Source organism: uncultured Parolsenella sp., from assembly GCF_958346945.1.
GTDB lineage: Bacteria > Actinomycetota > Coriobacteriia > Coriobacteriales > Atopobiaceae > Parolsenella.
Genome location: NZ_CATVTL010000008.1, coordinates 43,731 through 69,043 on the forward strand (window position 1 = coordinate 43,731; position 25,313 = coordinate 69,043).

At 68.1% G+C, this 25,313-nt stretch carries 24 protein-coding genes; 4 read left to right on the forward strand and 20 right to left on the reverse strand.

Translation table 11 applies throughout. The features are described from left to right. Window positions 1–11: 11 nt before the first annotated feature. From Q3866_RS05835 to Q3866_RS05845, 3 genes are read left to right on the forward strand one after another with little or no spacing between them, the layout of a single operon-like run. Window positions 12–1,238 carry an aminotransferase class V-fold PLP-dependent enzyme gene (locus Q3866_RS05835; protein WP_301830324.1) on the forward strand — a complete coding sequence of 409 codons (1,227 nt, stop codon included), beginning with the start codon at window positions 12–14 and terminating at the stop codon, window positions 1,236–1,238. Next, window positions 1,231–1,734 (forward strand): Fe-S cluster assembly sulfur transfer protein SufU, encoded by a 504-nt coding sequence (sufU, locus tag Q3866_RS05840; RefSeq protein WP_301830326.1) that lies wholly within the window; start codon window positions 1,231–1,233, stop codon window positions 1,732–1,734. The genes Q3866_RS05835 and sufU overlap by 8 nt, the downstream gene beginning before the upstream one ends. 3 nt (window positions 1,735–1,737) lie before the next feature. Continuing rightward, window positions 1,738–2,226, forward strand: a complete 489-nt coding sequence (locus Q3866_RS05845; protein WP_293824703.1) for an Rrf2 family transcriptional regulator — start codon at window positions 1,738–1,740, stop codon at window positions 2,224–2,226. Window positions 2,227–2,618: 392 nt separating this feature from the next. Here Q3866_RS05845 and Q3866_RS05850 read toward each other — a convergent pair whose 3' ends face one another. Next, window positions 2,619–3,746, reverse strand: a complete 1,128-nt coding sequence (locus Q3866_RS05850; protein WP_301830329.1) for a C40 family peptidase — start codon at window positions 3,744–3,746, stop codon at window positions 2,619–2,621. 201 nt (window positions 3,747–3,947) lie between these two features. Here Q3866_RS05850 and Q3866_RS05855 point away from each other — a divergent pair, with 201 nt between their 5' ends. Continuing rightward, window positions 3,948–4,739 (forward strand): hypothetical protein, encoded by a 792-nt coding sequence (locus tag Q3866_RS05855; protein ID WP_301830331.1) that lies wholly within the window; start codon window positions 3,948–3,950, stop codon window positions 4,737–4,739. Between the two features lie 64 nt (window positions 4,740–4,803). Here Q3866_RS05855 and Q3866_RS05860 read toward each other — a convergent pair whose 3' ends face one another. The 19 genes from Q3866_RS05860 to metG form a co-directional block, all read right to left on the reverse strand. Continuing rightward, a complete protein-coding gene (locus Q3866_RS05860; protein WP_301830333.1) occupies window positions 4,804–5,508 on the reverse strand; it encodes a 5'-methylthioadenosine/adenosylhomocysteine nucleosidase in 705 nt (234 codons plus the stop codon). A 387-nt stretch (window positions 5,509–5,895) separates the two neighbouring features. Next, the gene (locus Q3866_RS05865; protein ID WP_301830335.1) at window positions 5,896–8,496 is read right to left on the reverse strand and encodes a ferrous iron transporter B; all 2,601 of its coding nucleotides are present in this window, start codon (window positions 8,494–8,496) and stop codon (window positions 5,896–5,898) included. Window positions 8,497–8,645: 149 nt separating this feature from the next. Further along, on the reverse strand, window positions 8,646–8,873 hold the full coding sequence (locus Q3866_RS05870) for a ferrous iron transport protein A (protein WP_293674109.1): 228 nt from the start codon (window positions 8,871–8,873) through the stop codon (window positions 8,646–8,648). 136 nt (window positions 8,874–9,009) lie between these two features. Continuing rightward, window positions 9,010–9,255 (reverse strand): FeoA family protein, encoded by a 246-nt coding sequence (locus tag Q3866_RS05875; RefSeq protein WP_293674108.1) that lies wholly within the window; start codon window positions 9,253–9,255, stop codon window positions 9,010–9,012. A 277-nt stretch (window positions 9,256–9,532) separates the two neighbouring features. Beyond that, complete coding sequence (locus Q3866_RS05880) at window positions 9,533–10,741, reverse strand: 2-thiouracil desulfurase family protein (RefSeq protein ID WP_301830338.1); 1,209 nt, start codon at window positions 10,739–10,741, stop codon at window positions 9,533–9,535. A 2-nt stretch (window positions 10,742–10,743) separates the two neighbouring features. Next, window positions 10,744–11,628, reverse strand: coding sequence for a hypothetical protein (locus tag Q3866_RS05885; RefSeq protein WP_301830340.1), 885 nt, complete (start codon window positions 11,626–11,628; stop codon window positions 10,744–10,746). Window positions 11,629–11,715: 87 nt separating this feature from the next. Beyond that, window positions 11,716–12,810 carry an isocitrate/isopropylmalate dehydrogenase family protein gene (locus Q3866_RS05890; RefSeq protein ID WP_301830342.1) on the reverse strand — a complete coding sequence of 365 codons (1,095 nt, stop codon included), beginning with the start codon at window positions 12,808–12,810 and terminating at the stop codon, window positions 11,716–11,718. Window positions 12,811–12,915: 105 nt separating this feature from the next. Further along, on the reverse strand, window positions 12,916–13,542 hold the full coding sequence (locus Q3866_RS05895; protein ID WP_293824684.1) for a HEAT repeat domain-containing protein: 627 nt from the start codon (window positions 13,540–13,542) through the stop codon (window positions 12,916–12,918). Window positions 13,543–13,554: 12 nt separating this feature from the next. Continuing rightward, the gene (locus Q3866_RS05900) at window positions 13,555–14,373 is read right to left on the reverse strand and encodes an NYN domain-containing protein (protein WP_293674130.1); all 819 of its coding nucleotides are present in this window, start codon (window positions 14,371–14,373) and stop codon (window positions 13,555–13,557) included. 1 nt (window position 14,374) lies between these two features. Beyond that, window positions 14,375–14,809 carry a hypothetical protein gene (locus Q3866_RS05905; protein WP_293674129.1) on the reverse strand — a complete coding sequence of 145 codons (435 nt, stop codon included), beginning with the start codon at window positions 14,807–14,809 and terminating at the stop codon, window positions 14,375–14,377. A 3-nt stretch (window positions 14,810–14,812) separates the two neighbouring features. Further along, complete coding sequence (locus Q3866_RS05910; RefSeq protein ID WP_301830344.1) at window positions 14,813–15,958, reverse strand: NAD(P)-dependent oxidoreductase; 1,146 nt, start codon at window positions 15,956–15,958, stop codon at window positions 14,813–14,815. Window positions 15,959–16,032: 74 nt separating this feature from the next. Continuing rightward, a complete protein-coding gene (locus tag Q3866_RS05915) occupies window positions 16,033–17,007 on the reverse strand; it encodes a DegV family protein (RefSeq protein ID WP_301830357.1) in 975 nt (324 codons plus the stop codon). Between the two features lie 91 nt (window positions 17,008–17,098). Then, window positions 17,099–17,686: a ribosome-associated translation inhibitor RaiA gene (gene raiA / locus Q3866_RS05920; RefSeq protein ID WP_293674127.1), complete on the reverse strand. Its 588-nt coding sequence runs from the start codon at window positions 17,684–17,686 to the stop codon at window positions 17,099–17,101. A 189-nt stretch (window positions 17,687–17,875) separates the two neighbouring features. Next, the gene (locus tag Q3866_RS05925; protein ID WP_301830346.1) at window positions 17,876–18,865 is read right to left on the reverse strand and encodes an ABC transporter substrate-binding protein; all 990 of its coding nucleotides are present in this window, start codon (window positions 18,863–18,865) and stop codon (window positions 17,876–17,878) included. A 486-nt stretch (window positions 18,866–19,351) separates the two neighbouring features. Beyond that, complete coding sequence (locus Q3866_RS05930; protein WP_301830347.1) at window positions 19,352–20,167, reverse strand: ComF family protein; 816 nt, start codon at window positions 20,165–20,167, stop codon at window positions 19,352–19,354. 173 nt (window positions 20,168–20,340) lie between these two features. Continuing rightward, window positions 20,341–21,423, reverse strand: coding sequence for a D-alanine--D-alanine ligase family protein (locus Q3866_RS05935; RefSeq protein WP_301830348.1), 1,083 nt, complete (start codon window positions 21,421–21,423; stop codon window positions 20,341–20,343). 113 nt (window positions 21,424–21,536) lie between these two features. Further along, window positions 21,537–22,586 carry a TatD family hydrolase gene (locus Q3866_RS05940; protein ID WP_301830350.1) on the reverse strand — a complete coding sequence of 350 codons (1,050 nt, stop codon included), beginning with the start codon at window positions 22,584–22,586 and terminating at the stop codon, window positions 21,537–21,539. Then, window positions 22,583–23,515 carry a 16S rRNA (adenine(1518)-N(6)/adenine(1519)-N(6))-dimethyltransferase RsmA gene (gene rsmA / locus Q3866_RS05945; RefSeq protein WP_301830351.1) on the reverse strand — a complete coding sequence of 311 codons (933 nt, stop codon included), beginning with the start codon at window positions 23,513–23,515 and terminating at the stop codon, window positions 22,583–22,585. Before rsmA ends, Q3866_RS05940 begins: the two co-directional genes overlap by 4 nt. A 129-nt stretch (window positions 23,516–23,644) precedes the next feature. Beyond that, a complete protein-coding gene (gene metG, locus Q3866_RS05950; RefSeq protein WP_301830353.1) occupies window positions 23,645–25,252 on the reverse strand; it encodes a methionine--tRNA ligase in 1,608 nt (535 codons plus the stop codon). Window positions 25,253–25,313: the final 61 nt, after the last annotated feature.

Here is a 25,313-nt window from a genome sequence, read left to right on the forward strand (position 1 = left end):
GGAGGACACCCATGTCCCAAGACATCGCCACCAACCCCTACAAGGCAGACTTCCCGCTGCTCGCGAGCCATCCCGAGCTCGCGTTCCTCGACAGCGCGGCCACCGCGCAGAGACCCGCCGCGGTGCTCGACGCCCAGCGCTCGTTCTACGAGACGATGAACGCAAACCCCCTGCGCGGCCTCTACCAGCTCTCGGTCGACGCCACGCAGGCCATCGCCGACGCGCGCGCCAAGGTTGCCCGCTACATTGGCGCCACCGACCCCGACGAGGTCATCTTCACGCGCAACGCGAGCGAGTCGCTGAACCTCATCGCCAAGACCCTGGGGCCGAGCGTCCTGCACGAGGGCGACGAGGTGTGCATCTCGATCATGGAGCACCACTCCAACCTCATCCCCTGGCAGCAGGTCTGCCGCGCGGCCGGGGCCAGGCTCGTCTACCTGCGCCCCAACGATCAGGGCGTCATCACGCCCGAGGAGATCGCCGCAAAGATCGGCGAGCGCACCCGCATCGTCTCGGTGACGCACGTCTCCAACGTGCTGGGCGTCGAGAACCCCGTGCGCGCCATCGCCGACGCAGCGCATGCCCACGGCGCCACCGTCATCGCCGACGCCGCGCAGTCGCTGCCGCACGTCCGCGTCAACGTCACCGAGCTTGGTGTCGACGCCCTGGCCTTCTCGGCCCACAAGCTGGGCGGTCCCATGGGAATTGGCGGGCTGTGGGGCAAGCGCAGCCTGCTTGAGGCCCTACCGCCCTTCCTCACCGGCGGCGAGATGATCGACTCAGTGAGCGAGACCGACGCCGTCTGGGCGCCCATCCCCGAGAAGTTCGAGGCGGGCACGCAGGACGCCGCGGGCATCTACGCCACGGGCGCGGCCCTCGACTACCTCGAGGCGCACGACCGCAACGCCCTCGAGGAGCGCGAGCGCAAGCTGGCAGCCTACCTATGCGAGCAGCTCCAGACCCTCCCCTTCATCCAGATCGTGGGCCCGGCCGACCCGCACGCCCACGTGGGTGCCGTCTCGTTCAACGTCGAGGGCATCCACCCGCACGACGTCTCGAGCCTGCTCGACACCAAGGACGTCGCCATCCGCGCCGGCCACCACTGCGCGCAGCCGCTTCTTACCTGGATGGGCATCGAGAGCTGCTGCCGTGCGAGCGTGGCATTCTACAACGACAAGGGCGACATTGACCAGCTCGTCGCTGGCCTCAAGTTCGTCTGGGAGGTCTTCCATGGCTAACGTCTACAGCCGCGCGCTCATGGACCACGTGAGCAGCCCTGACTACAAGTACAAGATGAGCGAGCCCACGCTCTCGCACGAGGGCATCAACCCCAGCTGCGGCGACGACCTCGTGCTCGACGTACGCCTGGGAGACGACGGCACCATCGCCGAGGTCTCCTGGACCGGCCACGGCTGCGCCGTATCGCAGGGCTCGGCCGACATGATGAGCGACCTCATGGTGGGCGAGACCCCCGAGAACGCCCGCAAGCTCTGTCACCTCTTTGGCCAGATGATCCGCGGCGAGCAGAAGGACACCGACGTGCTCGAGGAGCTCGACGAGGCCGCTGACCTGCAGAGCATCTCGCACATGCCCGCCCGCGTGAAGTGCGCCGAGCTCGCCTGGCGCACGCTCGACGAGATGCTCGCTCACCCCGACGAGTCGCGCGAGGCCACGACCACCGAGGACGGCACCGACGAGAACGGCAACCCAGTGCCCACCAAGGGCGAGGAGTAGACGATGGCCTCCGGCATCTCGACAAAGGGTCGCTACGCCCTGCGCGTCATGGCCGACCTCGCCATGAGCCAGGGAGAGGACGCCTGGGTGTCGCTTGGCGACATCTCCAAACGACAGGGCATCTCGCGCAAGTACCTCGAGCAGGTCATGGCGTCGCTGCACAAGGCGCGTTTCGTCGTGAGCCAGCGCGGCAAGGGCGGCGGCTACCGGCTGCGCCGCGAGCCGTCCGAGTACACCCTGGGCGAGATCATCCGCGCCGCGGAGGGCAGCTCACTGGCCCCTGTGTCGTGCCTCGACTGCTCGAGCGGCACGCTGTGCCCCCGCACCAAGGTGTGCCCCACGCTGCCCGTCTGGCAGGAGCTGGGCGCGCTCATCAGCGGCTACCTCGACAGCAAGCACCTTTCGGACATCGTGAGCAACATGCATGGCCCCGAGGATGGCGAGAAGGCCCTCAAGGGGCTCGAGAGCCTTGGCGAGGGCCTGTGCAAGTAACGACGCGCGAAAAGCACCCACAAGGCCTGCTTGCCTAGCTAGGGAGCGGCCCCGCCAGCGACAAGCAACGTATGCGCCCCAGAAGACGTCTCAGCGCCTTCTGGGGCGTTTTGTTAGGCCGACGCCAACGGAGCTCGGCATCGACGGGGCACTATGGCGATGCTGGCATCGGATCCATATGAGTCGTCCCTCCATGCATTCCTAGCCTCCCGCAGATTCCTAGGAAAATGTCGTTAGGCGTATTGAAAGGATATGTATAACGGCATTTTCCTAGGAATCTGTAGGCGGCGACTGCACGCAGCGCCTCGAACACGTAGCGCCGTACCAACACAAAAAGCGGCCGCCCCGCTGATGCAAGGCGGCCGCAGCCGCAACTCTCTATGTGGCAGGCGCTAGACGGCAGAGCCGGCGCGCGAGAAGCTCGAGAGTGAGCCATAACCGCAGCCCTGGGACGGACTGAAGGCCTCAATCGTGGTGCCACCGCCGATGTAGATGCCCACGTGGCCCGGCCTCCACACGATGTCGCCCGGCTCGGCCTGGGAGGCCGGCTTGTTACAGTAGCCAGCGAGCTGCGCGGAGCTGTGCGGCACGTAGATGCCGGCAGCGGCGTAGCAGGCCTGGACAAGGCCAGAGCAGTCGTAGTTGTCGGGGCCGGAGGCGCCATAGACATAGCCGCAGCCAACGAGGCTGTAGGCACGGCTGATGATGGCGTTGCGGGCACCCGAGCCGATGGAGCTGCCGCCCGAGGTGGATCCACCGTTGGACGAGCTGCCGCTGTTACCCGAGTTGTTGTTGCTACCGTTGTTGTTCGAATTCGAGTTGCTGTTCGAGTTCGCGCTGTTGTTGGTGCCGGCGTTGGCGTTGCCCTCGGGCACGTAGTTGTCCTGGGCGGCCTTCTCCTCAGCTGCCTTGCGAGCGGCCTCTTGCTCGGCCTCGCGGGCGGCCTGCTCGGCGGCCAGGGCGTCCTGAACCTGCTGGTCAAGGGAGCTCACGTAGCTCTGAGCCTCGTTGACCTTGTCGTTGAGCTCGGCCTGCTGGGCCTGTTGGTCGCTCAGGAGCTGCTGCTGCTCGGTCTGCTTCTGGTCGAGCTCGGCCTGGATGTCCTTGACGTTCTGGATGACCTGGGCGTCGGAGTCGCTCACCTTGGAGGCGTACGTGACGCGGTTAACGAGGTCCTCGAAACTCGTGGAGTCAAACAGAATCGAGACAAGCGAGACGCCGCCGGTCTTGTAGTTGGACGACACGCGGCTGGCGAGTACGTCCTGGGCCTCGGCGAGCTCGCTCTTCTTCTGGTCAATCTCGGCGTTGGTGTTGTCGAGGTCAACCTGCGTGTTGTTGACCTGCTCGCTGACCTGCTCGGCCTGGGAGTAGAGGTCACTCAGGTGTGCGTTGGCCTCGTCGAGTTTGGCCTGGAGCTGCTCGGACGTATCGGCCACGGCAAGCGTGGGAAGGCCCGTGAGAACCGTGGCGCCAAGGGTGATGGCGGCGGCGGCACGGACGAGATGGGTGCGAATGGTCAAGGGGCTGTCCCTTCGTTTTGGGTACAGATATGGGCGGAAGACCGCCTTGAGCTGTCCTTGTATGATACCGCGCCCGCCCAAACCAACCAAGCCGATGTGGACGAGCGGTGAATCTGGCAGGTGGCGCGCGGGCGTATTTCGGCCGCTTCCTGGCGGCCACCCTACAATGTGGTGCACATCCACAACGGTAGGAGCGCAAGCATGGCACAGCAGCAGGGAAACGCGCGGGACGAGAGGGGCCCGCGCAAGGGTCTTCTGGACGAGCTGTCGCTCTCGCAGGTGGTTGCCGGCGCCCTGGCCGCGGTGACGAGCGTGGCCCTCTCGAGCAAGATCGGCATCGCGGGCTCGCTCATTGGCGTGGCCGTGGCCTCGGTCGTCTCGACGGTGGCCTCGCAGCTCTACCGCGGCATGCTGCGTCGCGGCAGCGACAAGTTGCGCGAGCTCGCCTCGACCGACGAGGCCGCCGATCAGGGCAACCCCTACGGGCTCGACCGCAGGGCCAGCGAGGACGAGCCCCTCTCCCCCACCTATGGCGCAAGCGGCCAGGACGCGCCCGCGCCCCGTGTGGCGCCCGCGTCGATTCGCGAGGCCGCGCACCTGCGCCACCAGCAGGCGGTCCACCGCCGCGTCATGGTCGCCGCCGTCGTCTCATCGCTCGTGGCCGTGGCGGCGACCGCCCTCGTCATCATGGCGGCAACGCACGGCGAGGGCCTGGGCCAGCGCATCGGCGCCGTCGAGCAGCCCGCTGCCACCACCGAGGCCGCCACCCATGCGGCCAAGACGCACGAGACGGCCCAGTCTCCCACCACAGCCGAGCATGCCGCCACCGCAGCGAGCCCCGCGGCCGGCGACGTCGCCAGCAAGGGCGGCGAGCAGGAGGCCACGACGCCAGACGCCACCTCTCCCACTACGAGCGGCGCAAACGAAAACGTGCCGGACACGCCATCGCAGGACGCATCCGGCACGCAAGACGGCACGGCCGCCAACCAATAGAGCAAGCGGGCAGCACGCATTGCCCAACATGCAAGGCGAGAGCCGCTACGATCCGCTCAAACAGCTACGCGATCGCAGGCAGCGCCGCGAGCACGATGCTCGCGCAGCGCGCCGCCGCGGCCTTCTCGAACTCGGCGTAGGAGACGTCGCCCGAATCGTCGGCCTTGTCGGAGATGGCGCGCACCACCACGAACGGCACGTCCGCGAGGTGGCACACGTGCGCGATTGCGGCACCCTCCATCTCGCAGCACAGGCCGCCAAACGTGTCGATGATGCGCTGCTTGGCCGCGGCCGAGCCAATGAACTGGTCGCCCGAGCAGACGCGTCCCTCGAAGACCTGCACGCCGCCCACCTCACGGGCCGCCGCCACCGCCGCGCGGCGCAGCGCGGGGTCCGCCTCGAAGGCCACGATGTGCTCGTCGGGGTGCTCGCCCGGCGCATAGCCCAGGGGCGTCACGTCCATGTCATGCTCGACGGCCTCGGTGGAGACTACGATGTCGCCGATCTCGATGCGCATGTCGAGCGAGCCCGCCACGCCCGTGTTGATCACGTGGGTACAGCCTTCGATGCAGGTGAGCGTCTGTGCGCAGACGGCGGCGTTGACCTTGCCCACGCCGCACTTCACGACCACGGCGGGCACGCCCGCAAGCATGCCCTCGCAAAGCTCCATGCCCGCGACGCTGCGCACGCGGGCGCCCTCCATCTTGGCCTTGAGCAGCGCCACCTCGGAATCCATCGCGCCGATGATGCCAACCTTGACCTGACTCATGAAGCACCTCTCTCGCTCGTGTACGCAGCAACTATACCCCGCCACGCCCGCGAGCCGCTCCATACGCCCATCGCTATTGCACGTTACACGGCCTCCTCAATCGAACCATCGGTTATGCATGCCTAAAGCTCTAGAGACGTGCATAACCGATGGCGATGTGCCCCCTCCTCCGCCAAGCCATCGGTTTTACACGTCCAGGACGGTAGAGACGTGCAATACCGATGGCGATATGACGGAGACGTGCCGAACCGGTGGCGACATGACGGAGACGTTCGCCTCACGCCCACCTCACGCGCCCGCCACGCACGCGAGCCGTCCCCGCACACAAAAAAGGAGGGGCCGCCAGGTGGCGACCCCTCCCAAGCAAGCAGATCCGCAGCGAATCCGTTACTTCTCGGCCTCGGCAAGCGAGTCGAGGATGTGCTCGTCCTTGCCCTCGAACTTGGGCGCCGGACGGAAGAGCATGAACAGGATGCCGGCAAGCGCGGCAAAGGCAACGACGGTCCAGAAGCCAAAGTTGCCAAGGACGATGAGCTCCCAGAACTGGTTGATCATCATGCCCACGACCCAGCCAAACACGCACTGATAGCCAATGGCGAACCAGAACCACTTGGCGTCGTCCATCTGGCGACGGATGGTGCCAATGGCGGCGAAGCACGGCGCGTCCAGCATGTTGAAGGCCACGAAGGCGCACATGGCACCGGCGTGCAGCACGCCGGAAGCGTCGGTGAACATGCCGGCGAAGCCGCTCCACATGGTGAGGGAGTTCTCGGTGGCGTCGCCCAGGCCGAACAGGGTGCCAAACGTGGAGACGAGGTTCTCCTTGGCGATGAGGGCCGAGATGGAGGCCGCGGTGGCCTGCCAGGTGTCAGCACCAAGCGGGGCGAAGATCACGCCGAGGGCACCGCCGACGGCGGCGAGCAGCGAGTAGTCCATGTAGGCGTCGCCGAGCTCCTCGACGTTGGCGAGGTACTGGAAGGCACCGTCATAGAAGCCGAAGTTGGAGAGGAACCACACGAGGACGGTGGCGGCGAAGATGATCGTCGCGGCCTTCTTGATGTAGGAGCTCACACGCTCCCACACGTGCAGCCACCAGGACTTGATGGACGGGAAGTGGTAGTCGGGCAGCTCCATGACGAACGGGGTGGGCTCGCCGGCGAACATCTTGGTCTTCTTGAGCATGATGCCCGAGATGATGATCGCGGCAATGCCGAGGAAGTAGAACATCGGGGCAACCCACCAGGCGTCGGAGCCGCCAATGAGCACGCCCATGACGAGGGCGATGATGGGCTGCTTGGCGCCGCACGGAATCATCGTGGTGAGCATGGCCGTCATGCGACGGTCCTTCTCGTTCTCGATGGTCTTGGTGGCAAGGACGCCCGGCACGCCGCAACCCGAGGAGATGAGCATCGGGATAAAGGACTTGCCGGAGAGGCCAAAGCGACGGAACACGCGGTCCATGACGAAGGCCACGCGGCTCATGTAGCCGCAGTCCTCGAGGAAGCACAGCAGGACGAACAGGACGAACATCTGCGGGATGAAGCCGAGCACGGCACCCACGCCGCCGATGACGCCGTCAACGATGAGCGAGATGACCATGTCGGAGGCGCCGGCGTTGGTGAGCGCGTCGGTCGCGGCGTCGGGGATGGAGGGCACGAAGCCGTCGTAGTCGGCCGGGTCGGGCTCCTCGGTGGAGCCCTCGACGGCGGCCGCAAAGTCGGCGGCGGTGACGGAGTCGATGACCTCGTCGGTGTCGTTGCCATCCTCGTCGGTGATCACGACGTCGGAGGCGGTCACGCCGGAGGCCTTGGCCTCGAAGGCCGAGATGGTGGCCTGGGCGTCGGCGTCCTCGGTGTCCTCCTGGTAGGCGGACACGGCATCGGCGACCTCGGTGGCCTCATCGTCGGTGACGACGCCCTCGTCGGTGGCGGCGGCGATGAAGCCGTCGATCTGGTCGCCGTAGTGGTTGTCGGACCAGGCCTCGGTGTCGGCGTCGTACTGCTCGGCCGAGGCGCCGTTCACGAAGAAGCCGTCGGAGAACAGGTTTTCGTTCACCCAGTCGGTGCCGGCGGTGCCCACCGTGGAGATGGCGATGTAGTAGACGAGGAACATCACGACGACGAAGATGGGCAGGCCCAGGATGCGGTTCGTGACGATCTTGTCGATCTTCTCGGAGGTCGAGAGCTTCTTGGGGGCCTTCACGACGCAGGCGTCCATGACGCGGGCAATCCACTCGTAGCGGTCCGATGTGATGATCGACTCGGCGTCGTCGTCACGGGCGGCCTCGACGGCCTTGATGTCGACCTCGAAGGCCTCGAGCTCGGCGTTGGAGAGGCCGAGCGGCTCGATGGCGGCGGCGTCGCGCTCGAAGACCTTGATCGCGTACCAGCGCGAGAGGGTGGCGTCGCACTTGCCGGCAAGGCCGACCTCGATCTTGGCGATAGCGGCCTCGACCTCGTCGGTGAAGACGTGGGCGGGAGCGGGGGCCTTGCCGGCCTTGCCGGCCTCGACGGCAAGCTTCACGAGGTCATCGGTGTTCTTCTCGCGCAGAGCCGAGACCTGGATGACCTTGCAGCCCAGCTCGCGGGAGAGCGCGTCGACGTCAATCTTGTCGCCGCTCTTCTCGAGCAGGTCGAGCATGTTGAGGCCCAGGACAACCGGCAGGCCACACTCGAGCAGCTGGGTCGTGAGGTAGAGGTTGCGCTCGAGGTTAGTCGAGTCGACGAGGTCGATGACGGCCGACGGGCGGTTCTGGATGAGGTAGTCGCGCGAGACGATCTCCTCGGGCGAGTACGGCGACAGCGAGTAGATGCCGGGAAGGTCGGTGAAGGTGACGGACTTGTCGCGCCTCCAGACGGCCTCCTTCTTCTCGACCGTGACGCCAGGCCAGTTGCCGACGTAGCCGTTAGAGCCGGTGAGGGCGTTGAACAGCGTGGTCTTGCCGCAGTTAGGGTTACCTGCGAGCGCGATGTACATGCGGTCTTCCATGACTCCCTTTCTTGGGTTGTTGCTGGGGGCGGGGTCGGCCCCCTGGTCCCTTGTGCCGGACCTTTTCAGTTTGGCGCGGAGGTCCCCATGAGACCGCGCCCCTCGGACATGCCGAGGCGTGGTGCCGCCGCAGCGGCCAGACGGCGAGCCTACGCGGGCTCGACCTCGACCTTCTCGGCCTCGTCCTTGCGGATCGACAGCTCGTAGCCGCGAACGTTGAGCTCCAGCGGGTCGCCGAGCGGGGCCACCTTGACCACCGTGATCTTGGCGCCCTTCGTGATGCCCATGTCCATGATGCGGCGCTTGATGGCGCCCGTGCCGGTGAGTGCCTTCACCGTGCAGGAGGACCCAACCGGGATGTCCCTGAGCGTTGTCACCGTTACCCTCTCTTCCTCTCTCTTGCCGACGCTCGCGCGCCAGCCTGGTACGACCTTATCGACCGGACGTGTCCGGGCTGCATCGGGACGTCCCGACGCCGCAGCGCCCGTAAGGGGCGCGAGTGCGCAAGCCGTGCTAGCAAACGAAGACGTGCATGCACGTGGCGTGGTCGACGCCCAGCTGGGCGCCCTTGACCTTGACGATGGTGCCCGACGAGCCGCTCTGGCTCACGACGTTGACCTCGGCGCCGTCGACGAACCCAAGGTTCTCGAGGTGACGGCGCATCTCGGTGTTGCCGCTGACCCTCACCACATGGACGGCCTCGCCCTCGTGGGCCATGGCGAGCGGGAGCTGTGCGCCCCTGGACACTGCAACTGCCATGTGCTCCTCCTTCGTTCTCCCCCGCCTGACACAGCTACGCGGACGGCCACAATGTGGCCATCCGCCCCATGTCGCCCGTGCGCGTCCGCGCGGCGGGAGAAGTTGTCTGCCTCTATCTCGCAAGTAGTATGTGACTAACTTTTGGCGGAGTCAACCTTGGCGAACCGTTAGGCGTTGTTAACTTTTGAAATAACGGACGCCGTCGCAACACAAAAGGCGGGGCACCCAGCCACATGGCCAGGCGCCCCGCCGCGCGAAGCACTATGCGAGAAGAGCCCTACTTGAGGCGCGCGAGCACACCACGCACGAGGCGCTCGAAGTCTGCCTCGTAGTCGGACGCCACCGAGAGCACGCTCTCGTGCGTGACGCCCGCCTCGCCCGCCATATTGGCGGCAAGCGTGAGGCCCAGGACGTTCATGCCCAGCGCATGGGCCATGATGGCCTCGCACACGAGCGACATGCCGGCAAACGAGACCCCGAGGCACCCCAGCGCAGCGACCTCGGCGGCCGTTTCGAAGCTCGGGCCGAGAAGCCCTGCGTAGACACCCTGCTGCAGCTCGATGCCCTCGTCGGCGGCGACGCCCGCGGCAAGGCCGCGCAGGTAGGGCGTGTAGGTGTCGGTCATGCCCACGAACGGCGAGTCGACGCAGGCCAGGTCCTCGTCCTCGATGAGGGGATTCGTGCCCGTAAGGTTGAGGTGGTCGGTGATGAGTCCCAGGCCCACGCGGCCGCGGCCGGCAATGGCACCCGTGGAGCAGGCGAAGATGATGTCACGGCAGCCGAGCTTGTGGGCGTGGCGCACGAGCGACGCCACCTCGGCGGAGCTGTAGCCCTGGTAGAGGTGCACGCGACCCGGATAGACCACGACGGGCACGCCGTCGATCGTGCCCACGGTGGCCTCAAAGCTGTGGCCGGGAATGGGCCTGGCGTGCGCGGGGAAGCCCTCGATGTCCTCGTACGGAATGCGACGGACCGGCTTCACGAGGCCGGCCAACGCCCCCAGGCCGCTGCCCAGGACGATGGCAACCGGATGCTCGACGCTTGCGCGGCACCCCTCGACGACGCTCTCATCTACCACAACGATCCCCTCCCTCTCGAGGGCCCGGGCGGCAAGCCCGGAGCCCCTCACGAGTCTTCCTGTGAAGCTCCCATCGTAGACGAGTCCATGGCCGCAGGCGGGGCTCTTCGCCTTCAGGACGGCAAGCGGTGCCCGCAATTCGGCGGCCCGCGCACACGCGGCCGCGGCGCCGCGCTCATAGGCGGCCGTGGCATCCGCGCCCTCGCGGCTCACCACCCGCCCGCCCACGATCTCCGCGGGCGGACGCGGGCACGGGAGGCCACCGTCCATCTCGGGGCAGATGCCCACCACGCGCCCGCCGCCCGCGCGCACGCCGGCGGCGAGGGCGGCCACGCACAAAGAAGGGCGAGCGCCGCCGTCATAGCGGCAGTGCTCGCCCAACAGGCATCTGCTGACGATGAGGTCCACGGCTAGGCGCCAAGCGTGGCGATTTGGATCGACGCGCCGGTCAGGATGCCGTTCACGTAGTTGGTCCATTCGCTGCTCGCAGTCTGGGAGGCCTGGGCGTACTTCTGGTAGGCCACCGAGTAGGCCATCTGCGCCTGCGCGTAGGTGGCGGCGTCGGGCGTCCAGGACTCGTCCTTGAGGGCATTGTAGTACTCGCCGTCGGTGCGCGCCCAGGTGTTGTTGGCGCTGTCCCACTCGTCACCGAGCAGGCCCACGATGTAGGCGCCATAGGTGGCGTTGGCGCTGTCCTGGTCATTGTCGGCCGGTGCGTCGGGCGCGGTGGGGGCGGTGGGCGTGTCGGAGCTGCAGACCTTGTCCTTGAGCTTGTACATCATCGCGCTCTGACGGATGACCTCCTTGGCCTGGTCCTCGGACAGGCCGTACTGCGAGGCGATCTGCGAGATGTCGGAGACGCCCAGGATCTGCTCGGCGTAGCTCGACAGCTCGTCGTCGGAGACCGTGATGCCCTCGTCAGCAGCCACCTGCTCGAGAATCTTGTTGCGGGCCACGGCGAGCGCGGAGTCGGCGTTGGGCAGCGTGTAGTTGCCGTCGTCGTCCTTCACCGCGTCGAGCGAGGTCTGCGACTCGATGGCGTCGCGCACGGTGACGCTCTCGGTCTTGCCCTTGTAGGTGTAGGTGGCGATCACCTGGTCGAGGTCGCCCTCGGCAACGCTCGTCTTGCCCGCGAAGGCCGCAGACAGGCCCGAGCCGCCCAGGACGAAGTGGCCGAGCAGGACGCCCACCACCAGGGCGATGACAACGACCACCGCCACGACCGGCATCCCGAGCGCCTTGGGCGCACCCGCCGCCTTGCTCGACTCTGCGTTGGCACCGTGCTTTGCTGCCATGTGAAGCTCCCACCTCATCAAGCGGCCGGGCGCTCGCGCGTCCGGCCTCACGTTCCCTTATATGGTTCCAGTCTACCCCGCCGCCACCTACGAGAGACGCGCGACCGCCTCGGCAACGGCAGCTCCATAGGCACGCGTGCCCACGGCGCCGTCGAACGAGCCGGTGAGCGAGCGGCGGATGTCCGCCGTGACCTGCTTGCCCGCCGCGAGCACCTCGCGCACGGCGATGCGAATGTTGGCGGCGGCCGCGCCCTCGCCCAGGTGGTCGAGCATCATCGCGGCCGACAGGATCATGGCCGTGGGGTTGGCGATGTCCTTGCCCGCGATGTCGGGGGCGCTGCCATGGGTGGCCTCGAAGATCGCCTGGTTGGCGCCGATGTTGGAGCCGGGCGCCAGGCCCAGGCCGCCCACCAGGCCCGCGCACAGGTCGCTCACGATGTCACCGTAGAGGTTGGGCAGCACGAGCACGTCGAAGTCCTCGGGGTGCTGCACGAGGCCCATGCACGTGGCGTCGACGATTCTTGCGTCGAACTCAATCTCGGGGTAGTCGGCGGCGACGCGCTCGGCGGTGTGCAGGAACAGGCCGTCGGTGCACTTCATGATGTTGGCCTTGTGCACCGCGGTGACCTTGTGGCGGCCGTTGGCGCGCGCGTAGTCGAAGGCGTAGCGCACGATGCGCTCCGACCCGCTCACGCTGATGGGCTTGAGCGAGATGGCGGAGTCGGGCTTGATGGTGCCCGCGCCCGCCGCCTCGACCGTCGCCATGATCTGGCGGGCGCCATCCGTGCCCTCGTCGAACTCGATGCCGGCGTAGAGGTCCTCGGTGTTCTCGCGCACGATCACGAGGTCGACGTCGTCGTAGCGGCTGCCGTCGCCGGGCATCGAGAGGCAGGGGCGCACGCAGGCGTAGAGGTCGAAGGCGCGGCGCAGGGCCACGTTGACGCTGCGGAAGCCCGAGCCCACCGGCGTGGTGACGGGGCCCTTGATGGCGGTGCCCGTCTCGCGCACAGAGTCGAGGACGCGTTCGGGAAGGGGCGTGCCCTCCCGCTCCATCACCGCGGCACCGGCCGTCTGGACGTGCCAGTCTATGCGCACGCCCGTCGCGGCGACGACCTCGCGCATGGCATCCGAGATCTCGGGGCCAATGCCGTCCCCCGGGATGAGCGTTACCTGGTGGGCCATAGTGCTACCTCCTGTGCTCGATGTGGTGAGGCGATTGTACGCATACGGCGCCCGACCGCACAACTCGGGTCGGGCGCCGTGACACGTTCGAAACGTGCAGCTAGCCTACTTGTCGGCCGTCTCGCCCTTGGCGGCGGCGATGACGGACTGCGAACAGGTCTTGATGTAGCCGCGGCCGTTCTCGGCATCGAAGGTCAGGCGCGAGACGAGCGCCTCCTTGACCTCGTCGCTGGCGGCACCGGCGGCAAAGTCGACGAGCGAGTCGAGCATGGCACGGTAGCCCGGGTCGCCATGGAAGCACTGGATGGCCTCGTCGAGCAGCGGCCAGACCTTGTCGGACTTCTCGGGCGAGGTGGCGCCCAGGCTCGCGAGCATACGGAAGGCCTCGATGCGCACGCGGCTCGAGTTCTCGTCGAACAGCGACGTCTCCGCGCCCTCGTAGGCCTTCTCGACGAGGTCGGGGTGGGTCTCGGCGAGCTTGCAGAGGGCGCCCAGGGCCTCCCAGCGGGTCTGCGCCTCGGGGCGGAACAGCGCGTCGATGAGGGCGTCGACGATGTTGTCGACGTCGGCCTCGATCTTCTCGGGCTGCTCGTAGGCCATGGTCGCCAGCGTCGAGGCGGCCTCCTGGCGCATGCGGCGCACCGGTCCGCTCAGCTCGTCGATGAGGCGGTCGGTCTCGCTGATGAGACCCTCGCCGAGCTTGCGGCGCGTGGGCTGGTTCTCTTCTGCCATGCAACTACTCCCTTATTCGTTGAACCCAAGGACGTTGTAGCCGCCCTTGGTCTTGTTGATCTTGATGAGCTTGAGGCTCGAGGCTTCCTCGAGCAGCTTCGAGAAGCGGCTGTAGCCGTAGGTGCTCTCCGAGAACTGCGGCTGCTTGCGCACCATCGCCTGCTTGAGGGCCGAGGCCTGGATGGGGCCGTCCTGATCGCGCTGCATCGAGTCGACGGTTCCCAGGAGCAGCTTGTAGCAGCCCTGCTTGCCCTTGGGCACCACCTTGCGGTAGGCCGGGAGCGCCCCGGGCTGGCCGTCGGCGCCGTCCTTGCCCTCGGCCTCCTCGACGGGCCGCACGATGTCCTCGTAGAACATGAACTCGTCACACACGTCCACGAGCAGGTTGCTCGTGCTCTCGCGCCTGCCCACGCCGATCACGGTCTTGTCGTACTCGCGCAGCTTCGCCACGACGGGCGAGAAGTCCGAGTCGCCCGACAGGATCGCGAAGGTGTCGATGTGGCTCTTGGTGAGGCACATCTCCACCGCGTCGACCGCGAGGCGGATGTCAGCCGAGTTCTTGCCCGTGCTCGCGCGGTCCGGGATCTCAATGAGCTCGATGCCCAGCTCGTGCAGCGGCGTCACGTCGGCGGCGTAGCGCTGCCAGTCGCAGTAGGCACGGCGCACGGTGATGCGGCCCTTGTCGGCGAGGCGCTCCATGATGCTCTTGACGTCGATGGGGCTGGCCTTGCCGGGGGCCTTGGCATGAACGCCGCGAAAGGCCAGGTTCTCGTAGTCGATGAGCACGGCGATGGTCCGCGGCGCAGCTCCCAGATGCTTGGCTGCCGACATGCTACCTACCACCCTTCCCGTGTCCCTTGGCGTCGTCGGAGACGCTGATGAGCTCGGGCTCGGCCTCGCCGGTCTTGGCACGCCTGGCCGCGGCGCGGCGCATGCGGGCACGCTCACGGTCGCGCTTGCGGGCGGCGGGCGTCATGAGGCGGTCGACGAACTTCCACGGCCCCACGCTCTCGCCGTAGCCAAACTTGAGGCCCGCGACGGCGCCGGCCACCGCGCCAAAGGCGAAGGTGCCCAGCACCACGTAGCCAAACGCCCACACGAGCATGAACAGCAGAGACCCCGCGAGCACCGCCACGAGGTTGGCCATGCCGTACTGGGCCGCGCCCTCGCAGCGCGCACCCGCCTCGTCGCCTACGTGAAAGCCAACGACGATGCCAAAGACCGCGAACAGCAGGCTCACGACCGTGATTGCGAATCCGTCACTCACGAGCTACTCCTCGTGGCCGCAACCGCACTCGTGGCCCTCGCCGTGGCCGCCGCAGCAGCATTCGTGGGCGTCGCCGTGCTCGTGGCCGTGGCCGCCGCAGCACTCGTGACCATCGTCGTGTCCGTGGCCGCCGCAGCAGCCGTCGCCGTGGCCGCCGCAGCACTCGTGGCCCTTGCCGTGCTCGTGGCCGCAGCCGCAGCCCTCGCCCTCGGGGGCGTACTGGCTCACGTCGAGCTTGCCCCAGTCGAGGCCGGCAGCGGCGGCATCGGCCTGCTCGGCGTACAGCAGGCTGATGGCCTGGGTGCCCAGGCACGCGCCGCCAATCTGGCAGAGCATGTCATAGAGCGTGAAGGCCGTCTCGGCACCCGGCAGGGTGATCTGCAGGTCCTCGGACTGCTCGAGCGCAAGGCCCAGGTCCTTGCGAAAGTGCTCGACGAGGAAGCCCGGCTTGTAGTCACCTTCGAGCGCCTTGGGGCCAAGGCCGGCAAGGGCGCGCGAGCCGCCCATGCCGCCGCCCACCATCTCGAGCATCTTGGCCACGTCGATGCCGCCCTGCGTGGCGAGGGCCAGGGCGTCGGCCATGCCCACCATGCAGCCGGCGAGCGACACCTGGTTGCAGAGCTTGGCCGTCTGGCCGGCGCCGGCCGAGCCAAAGTAGAAGATCTTGGACGAGAAGGTCTCGAGCAGCGCGGCAATCGGGGCGGCGTCGGCCTCCTCGCAGCCCATGATGAGCGTGAGGGTGCCGTCGACGGCGCCCTGCTCGCCGCCCGTCACCGGGCAGTCGACGGCGTGCTTGTCCTCAACCTCGGCCGCGTCGTGGATGTCGCGGGCGAGCTGGGCCGAGGAGGTCGTAAGGTCGACGAGCCAGGCACCCGTCTTGGCGGCACGGATGAGGCCGTCGCTGGCGAGGTAGACGTCCTCGACGTCGGAGGGGTAGCCGAGCATCGTGAAGATGACGTCGGCGCCCTTGGCGGCCTCGGCGGGGCTGTTTGCCCAGATGGCGCCGCGCTCGATGAGGCCGGCGGTCTTCTCCTTGGTGCGGTTGTAGACCGTGAGCTCGTAGCCGGCGTCCATGAGGTGGCCGGCGATGGGCGCGCCCATGATGCCGGTGCCGATGAAGGCGACCTTGAGACTGGCGGTGGTGGTCATGCGTTTCCCTTCTTCATGCGTGCGGCGCCGCGGACGGGGATGTCCGCGGCGCGCAGGTCAGACGATGTGTGCGGCTACTTGTTGCCGCGGACGCGCTTGGCGATGCGGTCGGTGAACGAGAGAGACTCCCTGCGGTCCTTGCCCCAGAAGGCGCAGGCGACCATGCCCGGTCCCACGTGGGCGCCGATGACCGGGCTCACCGAGCTGTGGATGATGGGGATGTCGGCGCAGCCCGGCTCCTTGCGGATCTGGTCCTCGAGCCACTTGGCGTCCTTCTCGGCGTCGGAGCTCACGATGCCGATGGGCATGTGGGTCACCACGCCCTCGGTGCCGATGTAGTTCTCCTTGAAGTCCGAGATGATGGCGCGCAGGGCCTTCTTGCGGCCGCGGCACATGCCGCGCAGCGTGAGGGCACCGTTGAGGTCGTAGGACAGCTCGGGCTTGATGTCGAGCTTGCCGCCCACCTGGGCAGCCGCGGGCGGGATGCGGCCGCCGCGGGCCAGGGCGTCGAAGCTCTCGAGCGTGAAATAGCCCTGGATGTAGTAGCGGGCCTCCTCCACCCAGTCGACGAGCTCGCGGGCCGTGAGGCCGTTGCCCACCTGGCGCACGGCCTCGATGGCGAGCAGCTCGGCGGCGGCAGACGGGCACAGGTTGTCGACGACGTAGAGCTCGTAGCCCGGGTGCGCCTCGCGCACCATCTCGGCCGCCTGGCGCGCCGCGTCGACGCTCGAGGACAGGCCGCGGGTAAAGGCGAGGTAGACCGCGGGCACCCCCGAGGCGGCCGCGCGCTCGAACACCTCGAGGTAGTGTCCCGGGGTGACGGCGGCGGTGGTGGCATGCTCGCCGTTCCTCATGCGCTCGTAGAACTCGTGCGGCGTCATCGACTTCCACAGGTCGTCCGCGTGCTCGCCGTCGTTCATGACGAACGAGAAGTGCACGACCTCGACGCCGAGGGCGCGGGCGACCTCGGGGGCGAAGTCGGCGCACGAGTCGACGATGATGCGGCACTGGCCGTCGCGGCGATAGCTCGCGCCCGCCTGGGCGACCATCGGGTCGTTGGCAGGCACGTTGGCTTCGCATGCGACGGCCGCGGGCTCGGCAGAACCCGCGGCCTGGATGTTAGGGTTTTCGCTGGTATCGCTAGTCATCTGGCTCCTCGATCTTGGGCTTGATGATTCCGTACCCGCCATTCTTGCGGCGGTAGACCACGTTCACGAGGCCGGTGGCGGCGTTCGTGAACACGTAGAAGTCGTGTCCGATGAGGTCGGTCTGGACGAGCGCCTCCTCCTCGGTCATGGGCGGCAGGTCGATGACCTTCTCGCGCACAAGCACGTCGTCCTCGGGCTCTTCGTCGGCCGCGGGCTCGATGAGGCTCGCGAGGTCGGCGGCGGTGGGTTCGACGGGCAGTCCCTGGGAGCGCTGGCGACGGTCGATGATGCGCGTCTTGAACTTGCGCACCTGGCGCGTGACCTTGCCGGCCGCGATGTCGATGGCGGCGTACATGTCGGGGTCTGCCGAGACGACGCGCACGACGTTGTCGCGGACGCGCACGGTGACCTCGCAGACCGCGGCCTCGGGGTTCGAGCGGTTCTTCTCGACGCGCAGGACCACGTCGCACGTCATGGGCTGGATGTCGAAGACCTCGAGGGCCCCGCCGATCTTCTCGTCAACGTAGCTGCGAAGGGCGTCCGTGACCGTAACCTTGCGCCCAGAAACCTTGATGTCCATGGTGCCTCCAACCGTCGAGCCTTTACTTGCCCTGTGGAGCGGCCGCGCGGGTGAGCGCTGCGGCTTCCCCTGTACTGCACTGGTACCCAAACCGGACGCAAACTCTGCGGTCGTTTGAGAATTGACCAGTCGCCGATTCGATGGTTCCATTCGGGACAGAATCGGCCTAGCCGTGCAGCGGGCAGGTGGCTAGCCGACGTCGGCGGCGTTGGCGCCGGCCGTCGAACCGTCCTGGACGCCCGAGGCTCCGTCGCTGGTCTCGGCCGTCTCGCTCGACCCCGCGACGGTGCCGGCCGAGATGGAGATGCCGGAGATCTGCGAGCTGTCGGAGATGGCGCCCATGCCGCCCAGCCACTTGGCGCGGATGATGTCGGACACGCCGTTGGTGCAGACCTTGTCGACGGCCTGCTGCACGGCGTTCTGCAGCTCGGTGTTGGCGGCGGCCACGCCCACGCCCACGGAGCTGGGCACGTCGATCGAGCCGCAGAAGGAGATGTCGGGGTAGGCGGCCTGCAGGTAGGCGCCGGAGAAGGCATCGCACAGCACGTAGTCGACGATGCCCTGCTCGAGGGCGTCGAAGGCGTCGTCGAGGTTGGTGAACGACTCCTGGCGCGCCTCGAGGTCGCTGCGCTTGAGCAGCTGCTGGGAGACCGAGCCGTCCTGTACGCCGATGGTCTTGCCCATGACGCTGCCCTTGTCGACGGTGCCCTCGCCACCCTTGTGGAAGAAGCCCACGGCGTCCTCGGCGTAGGCGCCCACAACGGTGACGCTGCCCGAGGCGTTCGAGCTGGCGTCCATCACGATGTCGCAGGTCTGGCCCAGGGCGGACGAGGCGCCGCTCACGCCCACGAACTCGACCGTGAGGCCAAGCTGGTCGGCGATGGCGTAGGCCATGTCGACGTCATAGCCCTGGAAGGTGCCGTCGGAGCCGGTAATGCACATGGGGGCGCTCGACGAGGTGTCGAGGCCCACGGTGAGCGTGCCGTTCTTGATGATGGTGGGCGTGGCGACGGCAGGCGCGGCGGCCTGCATCTGCTTGCCGCGTGCCTCGGCGATGGACGGGGAGCTCAGACTCGCCTCGATTGCCGACAGAGGGTTAGAGCAGCCGGCAAGGCAGGCAGCCACCGCCACGGCGAGCACGGCGGCGCCACCGCGAACGACCATCTTCTTGCGTCTCATCGAGTCTCCTCGTCTCATGGGGCGCGACCGCCCCCCCGGGCCCAGCCGGGCCATCCCCTTCTCAAGCTGCGTCTCAGTCAGCTGACCTGGTATTTGACCCCACACTCGCGCACGGGGGCTTTCGCAGACAACCGCCGCGGCGGCGCCACTGGAGGCCCTCTCGCCCGCGGGGCAACGAAACCCCAGGATAGACGGGCGGTGCGTCTTACTTCTAGGACGAGCCATGATCGCCCGGACGCGCACGCCCGAACTTACGTGGATCCCTTTGCCCTCGTCTGGCATGGACTGGGGGCGGCTGCCGAGACGAGCCCGACGGGGCGCGGCCACCCGGGCGCAGCATCTTTGCCGCGAACGGGAAGCTTGCCCACCACCCTGCAACCACAGACCTGAATGAGACTTTCCGATTATAGCAGCTCAATGATGTTGACCTTATGTAGCAGCGGCGATGCCATGCGGGGACAGGGGGACGGGTCTTTTGTCCCCGGCTCACCACGTGCGGGCGAGGGCGGCGGCGGTGACGTCGGAGGCGCCCGCCTCGAGCAGGGCGCGGGCGGCGGCGCGCACCGAGGCGCCCGTCGTCACGACGTCGTCGACCAGCAGCAGCGAGCAGCCCGTGACGTCGCCCACCACCAGCATCGACGACGAGGCGTTGGCGAGTCGGTCCTCTCGGCCAAGCTTTCGCTGGTCGCGGGCGTGGGGGCGGGCGAGCACGTCGGCAAGAGGTAGGCCCAGCATGACCGACAGCGAGCGCGCGACGTCGAGCATGTGGTCGAAGCCGCGGCGTCGATAGGCCACCCGCGTCGCCGGCACGAAGCAAACGGCGTCGACCGCCGAGGCGTCGAAGCGCGCCGCCCCATCGGCCGCGGGCCAGCTGGCCGCCTCGTCGAGAGCACAGGCGACAGTCGCGGCAATGACGGGCGCCAGGCGCCGCTCCCCCGCGTCCTTGTAGGCAAGCGCGAGCGAGCGGGCCGCACCCTCGAGCGGCAGGGCGCAGACGCAGGCGCGCGTCTCCCACGCCTCGCCTCGGGACCTGCCGCACTCCGTGCACGAGACCCACCCATAGGGCGCCCCGCAGGTGGGGCAGGCCCAGCGCTGGCAGATCCAGCCCAGGCGCGAGCGGCACGACGCGCACAGCAGCTCGCCGGGCGCGTCGCAGCACACGCACCGTGTGGGCCACGCGAGCTCGGCCGCCGCCTCAGCAAGCCTGCGCGCGAGCGAGGACATGCCGGCGAGCTCGCCAGCGGCCGTGGCGTCCCCGCGTCGGCCCGACTCGACCTGGTTTTTCCGGCTCCAGCTCAACAAAAAATCCCCCCTACGCCACGCGGGGCGCAGAGGGGATTCGCTCGGTTGCTTGGATTGTAGCAGCGCGAGGCCACCCTGGTGCCTGGGACAATACCGCCCGTAGCCTTATTGTCCCAAACCGCAGGAAAAGTGGGACGAAATTGCTCCGGGCTTTATCGTCCCAGCAGCGGAGGCTAGCGAGCCTGGGAGGCGGCGGCCTCGACGAGGCCCTCGAGGACGTCGGCGAGCTTCTTGCCCGACGCCTTCATCATCTCGGGGAAGCGCGAGTAGCGCGTGAGACCCGGGATGGTGTTGACCTCGTTGAGCACGACCTCGCCGGCGGGCGTTACGAACAGGTCGACGCGCGCGAAGCCCGAGCAGCACAGGGCGCGGTAGACCGCGAAGCCGGTCTTGCGCACGAGGGCCATCTGCTCGTCGGAGATCTGGGCCGGGCAGCGCAGCGACGAGTTCATCGAGCTCGCGGAGGCGCCGGCCGTCTGGTCCTGGTGGATGTGGAAGAAGCCGCCGTCGGTCACGACCGTCTCGTCGACGACGCCCATCTCGAGCTCACCCGCGGCGTCGCCGGTGATGGCGCAGCCCACCTCGGTGCCCACGATGGCCTCCTCGACCGACACCTTGGGGTCGAGCGAGAACGCGAGGTCGAGGGCGGCCGCGAGCTCGGAGGCGTCGGACACCTTCGAGACGCCGTAGGACGAGCCACCGCGCGTGGGCTTCACGAAGACGGGGTAGCCGCCGCAGGCCGCAACGGCCGCGTCGACGTCTGCCTGCGTGGAGCCGCGATAGAGCACCTCGCACTTGGGCACGCGGATGCCCGAGGCGGCCGCCAGGCGGTGCGACACGTCCTTGTCCATGCACACGGCGCTCGACAGCACGCCGCAGCCCACGTAGGGCACGCCGGCGCTCTCGAGCAGGGCCTGGGTGATGCCGTCCTCGCCGCCCTGGCCGTGCAGCACCGGCAGGGCCACGTCGAGGTCGAGGCGGGTGAGCGAGCCATCGGCCTCGTGGCGGCACAGGCCGCCGCCCGGCACCACGACGACGGGGCAGACGTCATGGGAGGCCCAGGCGTCGCCCTCGCAGACGTCGGCGACGTCGCCGGTGTAGTTGAGCCACTGCCCCTCGCGCGTGATGCCAATGAGGTGCAGGTCGTAGCCGCAGCCCGCAAGCTCGGCCAGGACGTTGGTGGCCGAGCGCAGGGAGATGCCGTGCTCGCTCGAGGTACCGCCGAATAGGATTGCGACGCGTAGGTTCTCGCTCATGGTTGTTGCTCCCATCGTTTGTGGGCCGGCGACGCCAGGGCGGCCGGCCATCATCTCTTCGGTTCCAAGGCACAGCCAGAGACGCTGCCCCCAGTTGCCCTCGGTGGTCTTGCTTACAGACCAAACAGGTTACACGCATTGCGCCACAGGGCGCGGTAGGTCTCGGCGGGCGTGTCCACGCCGGCGTCGGCGCGCGCCTGGGCCACGCAGGCGGCCGTGAAGGCCACCATGGCGGGCTCGCACTCCTCGCCGCGCAGGGGCACGGGTGCCATGTAGGGGCTGTCCGTCTCGGTAATGACGAGGTGGGCGGGGCAGGCGGCCGCAGCGTCGCGGATGTCTTCGCTCTTGTTGAAGGTCGCGGCGCCGCCAAAAGCCACGTGGCAGCCAAGCTCGGCAAAGGGGGCGAGCGCCTCGGGGCCAGACGTGAAGCAGTGCAGGTCGCAGCCCGCGCGGGGCACGCCCACGCGGCGCAGGAGGTCTGCCGCCTGGGCATGGGCCGTGGCCGCAGCGTCGTCGGCGGCGTCGCGCACGTGCAGCTCGACCGGCAGGTTCAGCTCGTGGGCCATGAGCAGCTGGCGCTCGAATACCTCGAGCTGGACGGCAGGGTCCACGTCGCTGTAGGGGCCATAGTCAAGGCCGATTTCGCCCACGCCCACGCAGCGCTCGCCGCGCAGCAGCTCGCGCATACGCGCCTCGCACGCGTCATCGAAGACGGGCGCGCCATAGGGGTGCACGCCCGCAACGAAGCGCAGGTCAAGCGGCAGCCGCTCAGTGGCACCGGACAGCAGGTCATAGCCGGGGAAGGCAGGCGGCACGAGGCCTTGCTCGGCAAACTCGCCCATGAGCTCCTCGGCCAGCGCCCGCGCCTCGTCGAGGAAGGCGATGAGGTCTGCCGCAGAGTGCACGGGGCCCGGCTCCTCGCGGGAGTAGCCGCAGTCGCTCACGGGGTCGATGGGCACCACGAGCAGGCGCACGCCCGCGAGCGCGGCGCGCGCGATGGCGAGCGCCGGGTCGTGCGAGCGCAGCACCGTGAGGTGGCCGTGCGTGTCGGCAAGCGGCGCCAGCGGTGCGGGGCAGGGGCGCGCCTTGCCCTTCTTGGTGTGGAACAGCTCACCGTCCTCGAGGGTGAGGGCGTCGGTCATGAGAGTGGCGGCGTGGCTCATCTGCCCTCCCCTGCCGAGAAGCGTGTGGGCAGGTCGGCCGGCATGGCGCCGACGGCCGCGAGGACGGCGTGCAGGCGCACGAAGTCCGCCGAGGCGAGCGTCTCGGCGCGCGCGGTGGGCGCGATGCCGCAGGCGGCGAAGGCGGCGTCAAGGGCGGCCTTATCGAAGCCGCGGGCGGCCATGGAGTTGCGGATGGTCTTGCGGCGCTGGGCGAAGGCGGCGTCGGTCACGGCGCACGCACCCGCGAGCGCGGCGGCATCGAGCGGCCCGCCCGTCTCGGCATCGCAGGCGCGGGCACGGTCGATGCGCACCACGGCAGAGTTCACGTGCGGCGCGGGCATGAAGCAGGTGGGTGGCACCTCGAAGCGGCCGGTCACGGTGCCATAGAGCGCAAGCTTTGCGGTATAGGCGCCGTAGGCCTTGGTACCGGGGGCCGCGCAGATGCGGTCGGCCACCTCGGCCTGCACCATCACCACGGCAGCGTCGAGGACGGGGTGCTCGGCGAGATACTTGAGGATGATCGTGGCGGCAACGTTGTAGGGCAGGTTGGCCACGAGGATGTTGGGCTCGCCCGCGGGGCGGGCGGCGGCGCAGACCTCGTCCCAGCCCACCTTGAGGGCATCGCCCATGACGTAGGCGAAGTTGGGGAACTCGTGGGCGAGGTCGGCCAGCACCGGCTCGAGCGTGCGGTCGGCCTCGATGGAGGTGACGCTCGCGGCGTGCGGCAGCATGCCCAGCGTGAGCGTGCCGATGCCCGGGCCCACCTCGACCACGCGCGTGGCCTCGGAGAGGCGCGCCAGGTCGAGGATGTGGGCGATCACGTGGTCGTCGACCAGGAAGTTCTGGCCCAGGCGGTGCTTGGTGGCGAGCCCAAAGCGCTCGAGCATCTCGCGCGTGGCAGTTGGGTTTGCGAGAGGAGAGGCAACCATGCGGTCCCTTTCGTGGGGGTCAGCGCCGCGGTCGCGCGGGAGCGTTTCTCGCACGTCTCGCGCGCTGGCCACGGCCATATGAAAGCGGCCGCCCGAGGGCGGCCGCGGTGCTGCGAGTGCGCGTGGACGCTAGGCCCTCGGCTCCAGGCGCGGGAACAGCGGGTCGCCCTTCTCGACGGGGGCGCCGCCGGCAAGGCCGCCCCAGACGCAGGCGGCCGCGAGGTCGTCGGACGCGGCCTCGTCCTGGCAGGAGATGCGGCGCAGGGCCTCGGCGCTCGTCGTGGGCATGAACGGCATGAGCAGGTGCGCAGCGATGCGAATGGCCTCGAGCAGGTTGTAGATCACGAAGGCCAGCTCGTCGGCGCGGCTCCCATCCTTGGCAAGGGCCCAGGGCTCGGAGTCCTCGATGTAGTGGTTGGCGGCGTGGATGAGGGCCATGGCCTCGTCCTTGGCGCCGGCGTAGTCGAGCGCGCCCATCTTGGCGGCGTAGCGGTCGTGGATGCCCTCGGCGACGTCTGCCAGCGGGTTGGAGAAGGCGTGGTCGTTCGTGGGCTTGGCGGGGGCACAGCCGTCGAAGTACTTGACGCTCATGTTGGCCGAGCGCGAGATGAGGTTGCCCCAGCTGTTGGCGAGGTCAGCGTTGTAGACCTGCTCCATGCGCTCGAACGAGATGGCGCCGTCGGTGCCGGGCGTCACGTCGGTCATGAAGTAGTAGCGGTAGCCCTCGACGCCCAGCAGGTCGATGACGTCCTGCGGGGCGATGGCGTTGCCGCGGCTCTTGGACATCTTCTCGGCCGCACCCGTCTCGGCGTTGCGCACGGTGAGGAAGCCATGGGCAAAGACGTGCTCAGGCAGGGCCTCGTCGATGGCCATGAGCATGGCCGGCCAGATGACGCAGTGGAAGCGGATGATGTCCTTACCAACGACGTGCAGGTTGGCGGGCCAGCGGTAGGCCAGCTCGGCGCGCGCCTCGTCGGAGTCGACGCCGTAGCCGCAGGCGGTCATGTAGTTGAGCAGGGCGTCGAACCACACGTAGGTGACGTGGCCCTCGTCGAAGGGCACGGGAATGCCCCAGTCAAAGCTCGTGCGGCTCACGGACAGGTCGTTCAGGCCGCCCTCGACGAAGCTGCGGACCTCGTTCATGCGGAAGTCGGGCTGCACGAAGTCGGGGTGCTCGTCATAGAGCTTGAGCAGCTTGTCCTGGAAGGCGGAGAGCTTGAAGAAGTAGCTCTCCTCCTTGACGCGCTCGAGCGGTCGGTGGCAGTCGGGGCAGAGGTGAGCGCCGGGCGTGCCGTTCTCCTCGTCGCCCTTCTCGACCTGGGTCTCGGTGAAGTAGGTCTCGTCGGGGACGCAGTACCAGCCGTCGTAGCTGCCCTTGTAGAGGTAGCCGGACTCCTTCATGCGCTCCCAGAGGTACTGCACGGCCTTGTACTGGCGCGACTCGGTGGTGCGAATGAAGTCGTCGTTGGAGATCTCGAGGGTCTCCCAGAGCTGCTTGAAGTGTGGGGCCTGGGAGTCGGTCCACTCCTGGGGCGTCATGCCGTGCTTGGCCGCGGCCTCGGCGACCTTCTCGCCGTGCTCGTCCATGCCGGTGAGGAACTTGACGTTGTAGCCGTCGGCGCGGCGGAAGCGGGCCTGGACGTCTGCGATGATCGTCGAGTAGGCCGTGCCGAGGTGCGGATCGGCGTTGACGTAGTAGATGGGCGTCGTGACGAAGTACGAGGGCTTGTCTGCCATATGTGGAACCTCTTCTTAGGACGTGCGACGGCAAATGGGCCGGCGCAGGCGAATGAGCCGC

Coding starts and splice junctions, on each gene's coding strand:
- Q3866_RS05910 (WP_301830344.1), bottom strand. CDS start 15,958: ATGACCACCACCGCCAGTCTCAAGGTCGCCTTCATCGGCACCGGCATC.
- Q3866_RS05915 (WP_301830357.1), bottom strand. CDS start 17,007: ATGGTCGCCCAGGCGGGCGCGAGCTATCGCCGCGACGGCCAGTGCCGC.
- Q3866_RS05845 (WP_293824703.1), top strand. CDS start 1,738: ATGGCCTCCGGCATCTCGACAAAGGGTCGCTACGCCCTGCGCGTCATG.
- Q3866_RS05835 (WP_301830324.1), top strand. CDS start 12: ATGTCCCAAGACATCGCCACCAACCCCTACAAGGCAGACTTCCCGCTG.
- Q3866_RS05885 (WP_301830340.1), bottom strand. CDS start 11,628: ATGGCAGCAAAGCACGGTGCCAACGCAGAGTCGAGCAAGGCGGCGGGT.
- sufU (WP_301830326.1), top strand. CDS start 1,231: ATGGCTAACGTCTACAGCCGCGCGCTCATGGACCACGTGAGCAGCCCT.
- Q3866_RS05900 (WP_293674130.1), bottom strand. CDS start 14,373: ATGTCGGCAGCCAAGCATCTGGGAGCTGCGCCGCGGACCATCGCCGTG.
- metG (WP_301830353.1), bottom strand. CDS start 25,252: ATGGCAGACAAGCCCTCGTACTTCGTCACGACGCCCATCTACTACGTC.
- Q3866_RS05940 (WP_301830350.1), bottom strand. CDS start 22,586: ATGAGCCACGCCGCCACTCTCATGACCGACGCCCTCACCCTCGAGGAC.
- Q3866_RS05935 (WP_301830348.1), bottom strand. CDS start 21,423: ATGAGCGAGAACCTACGCGTCGCAATCCTATTCGGCGGTACCTCGAGC.
- Q3866_RS05860 (WP_301830333.1), bottom strand. CDS start 5,508: ATGAGTCAGGTCAAGGTTGGCATCATCGGCGCGATGGATTCCGAGGTG.
- Q3866_RS05875 (WP_293674108.1), bottom strand. CDS start 9,255: ATGGCAGTTGCAGTGTCCAGGGGCGCACAGCTCCCGCTCGCCATGGCC.
- Q3866_RS05890 (WP_301830342.1), bottom strand. CDS start 12,810: ATGGCCCACCAGGTAACGCTCATCCCGGGGGACGGCATTGGCCCCGAG.
- Q3866_RS05865 (WP_301830335.1), bottom strand. CDS start 8,496: ATGGAAGACCGCATGTACATCGCGCTCGCAGGTAACCCTAACTGCGGC.
- rsmA (WP_301830351.1), bottom strand. CDS start 23,515: ATGGTTGCCTCTCCTCTCGCAAACCCAACTGCCACGCGCGAGATGCTC.
- Q3866_RS05855 (WP_301830331.1), top strand. CDS start 3,948: ATGGCACAGCAGCAGGGAAACGCGCGGGACGAGAGGGGCCCGCGCAAG.
- raiA (WP_293674127.1), bottom strand. CDS start 17,686: ATGGACATCAAGGTTTCTGGGCGCAAGGTTACGGTCACGGACGCCCTT.
- Q3866_RS05925 (WP_301830346.1), bottom strand. CDS start 18,865: ATGAGACGCAAGAAGATGGTCGTTCGCGGTGGCGCCGCCGTGCTCGCC.
- Q3866_RS05895 (WP_293824684.1), bottom strand. CDS start 13,542: ATGGCAGAAGAGAACCAGCCCACGCGCCGCAAGCTCGGCGAGGGTCTC.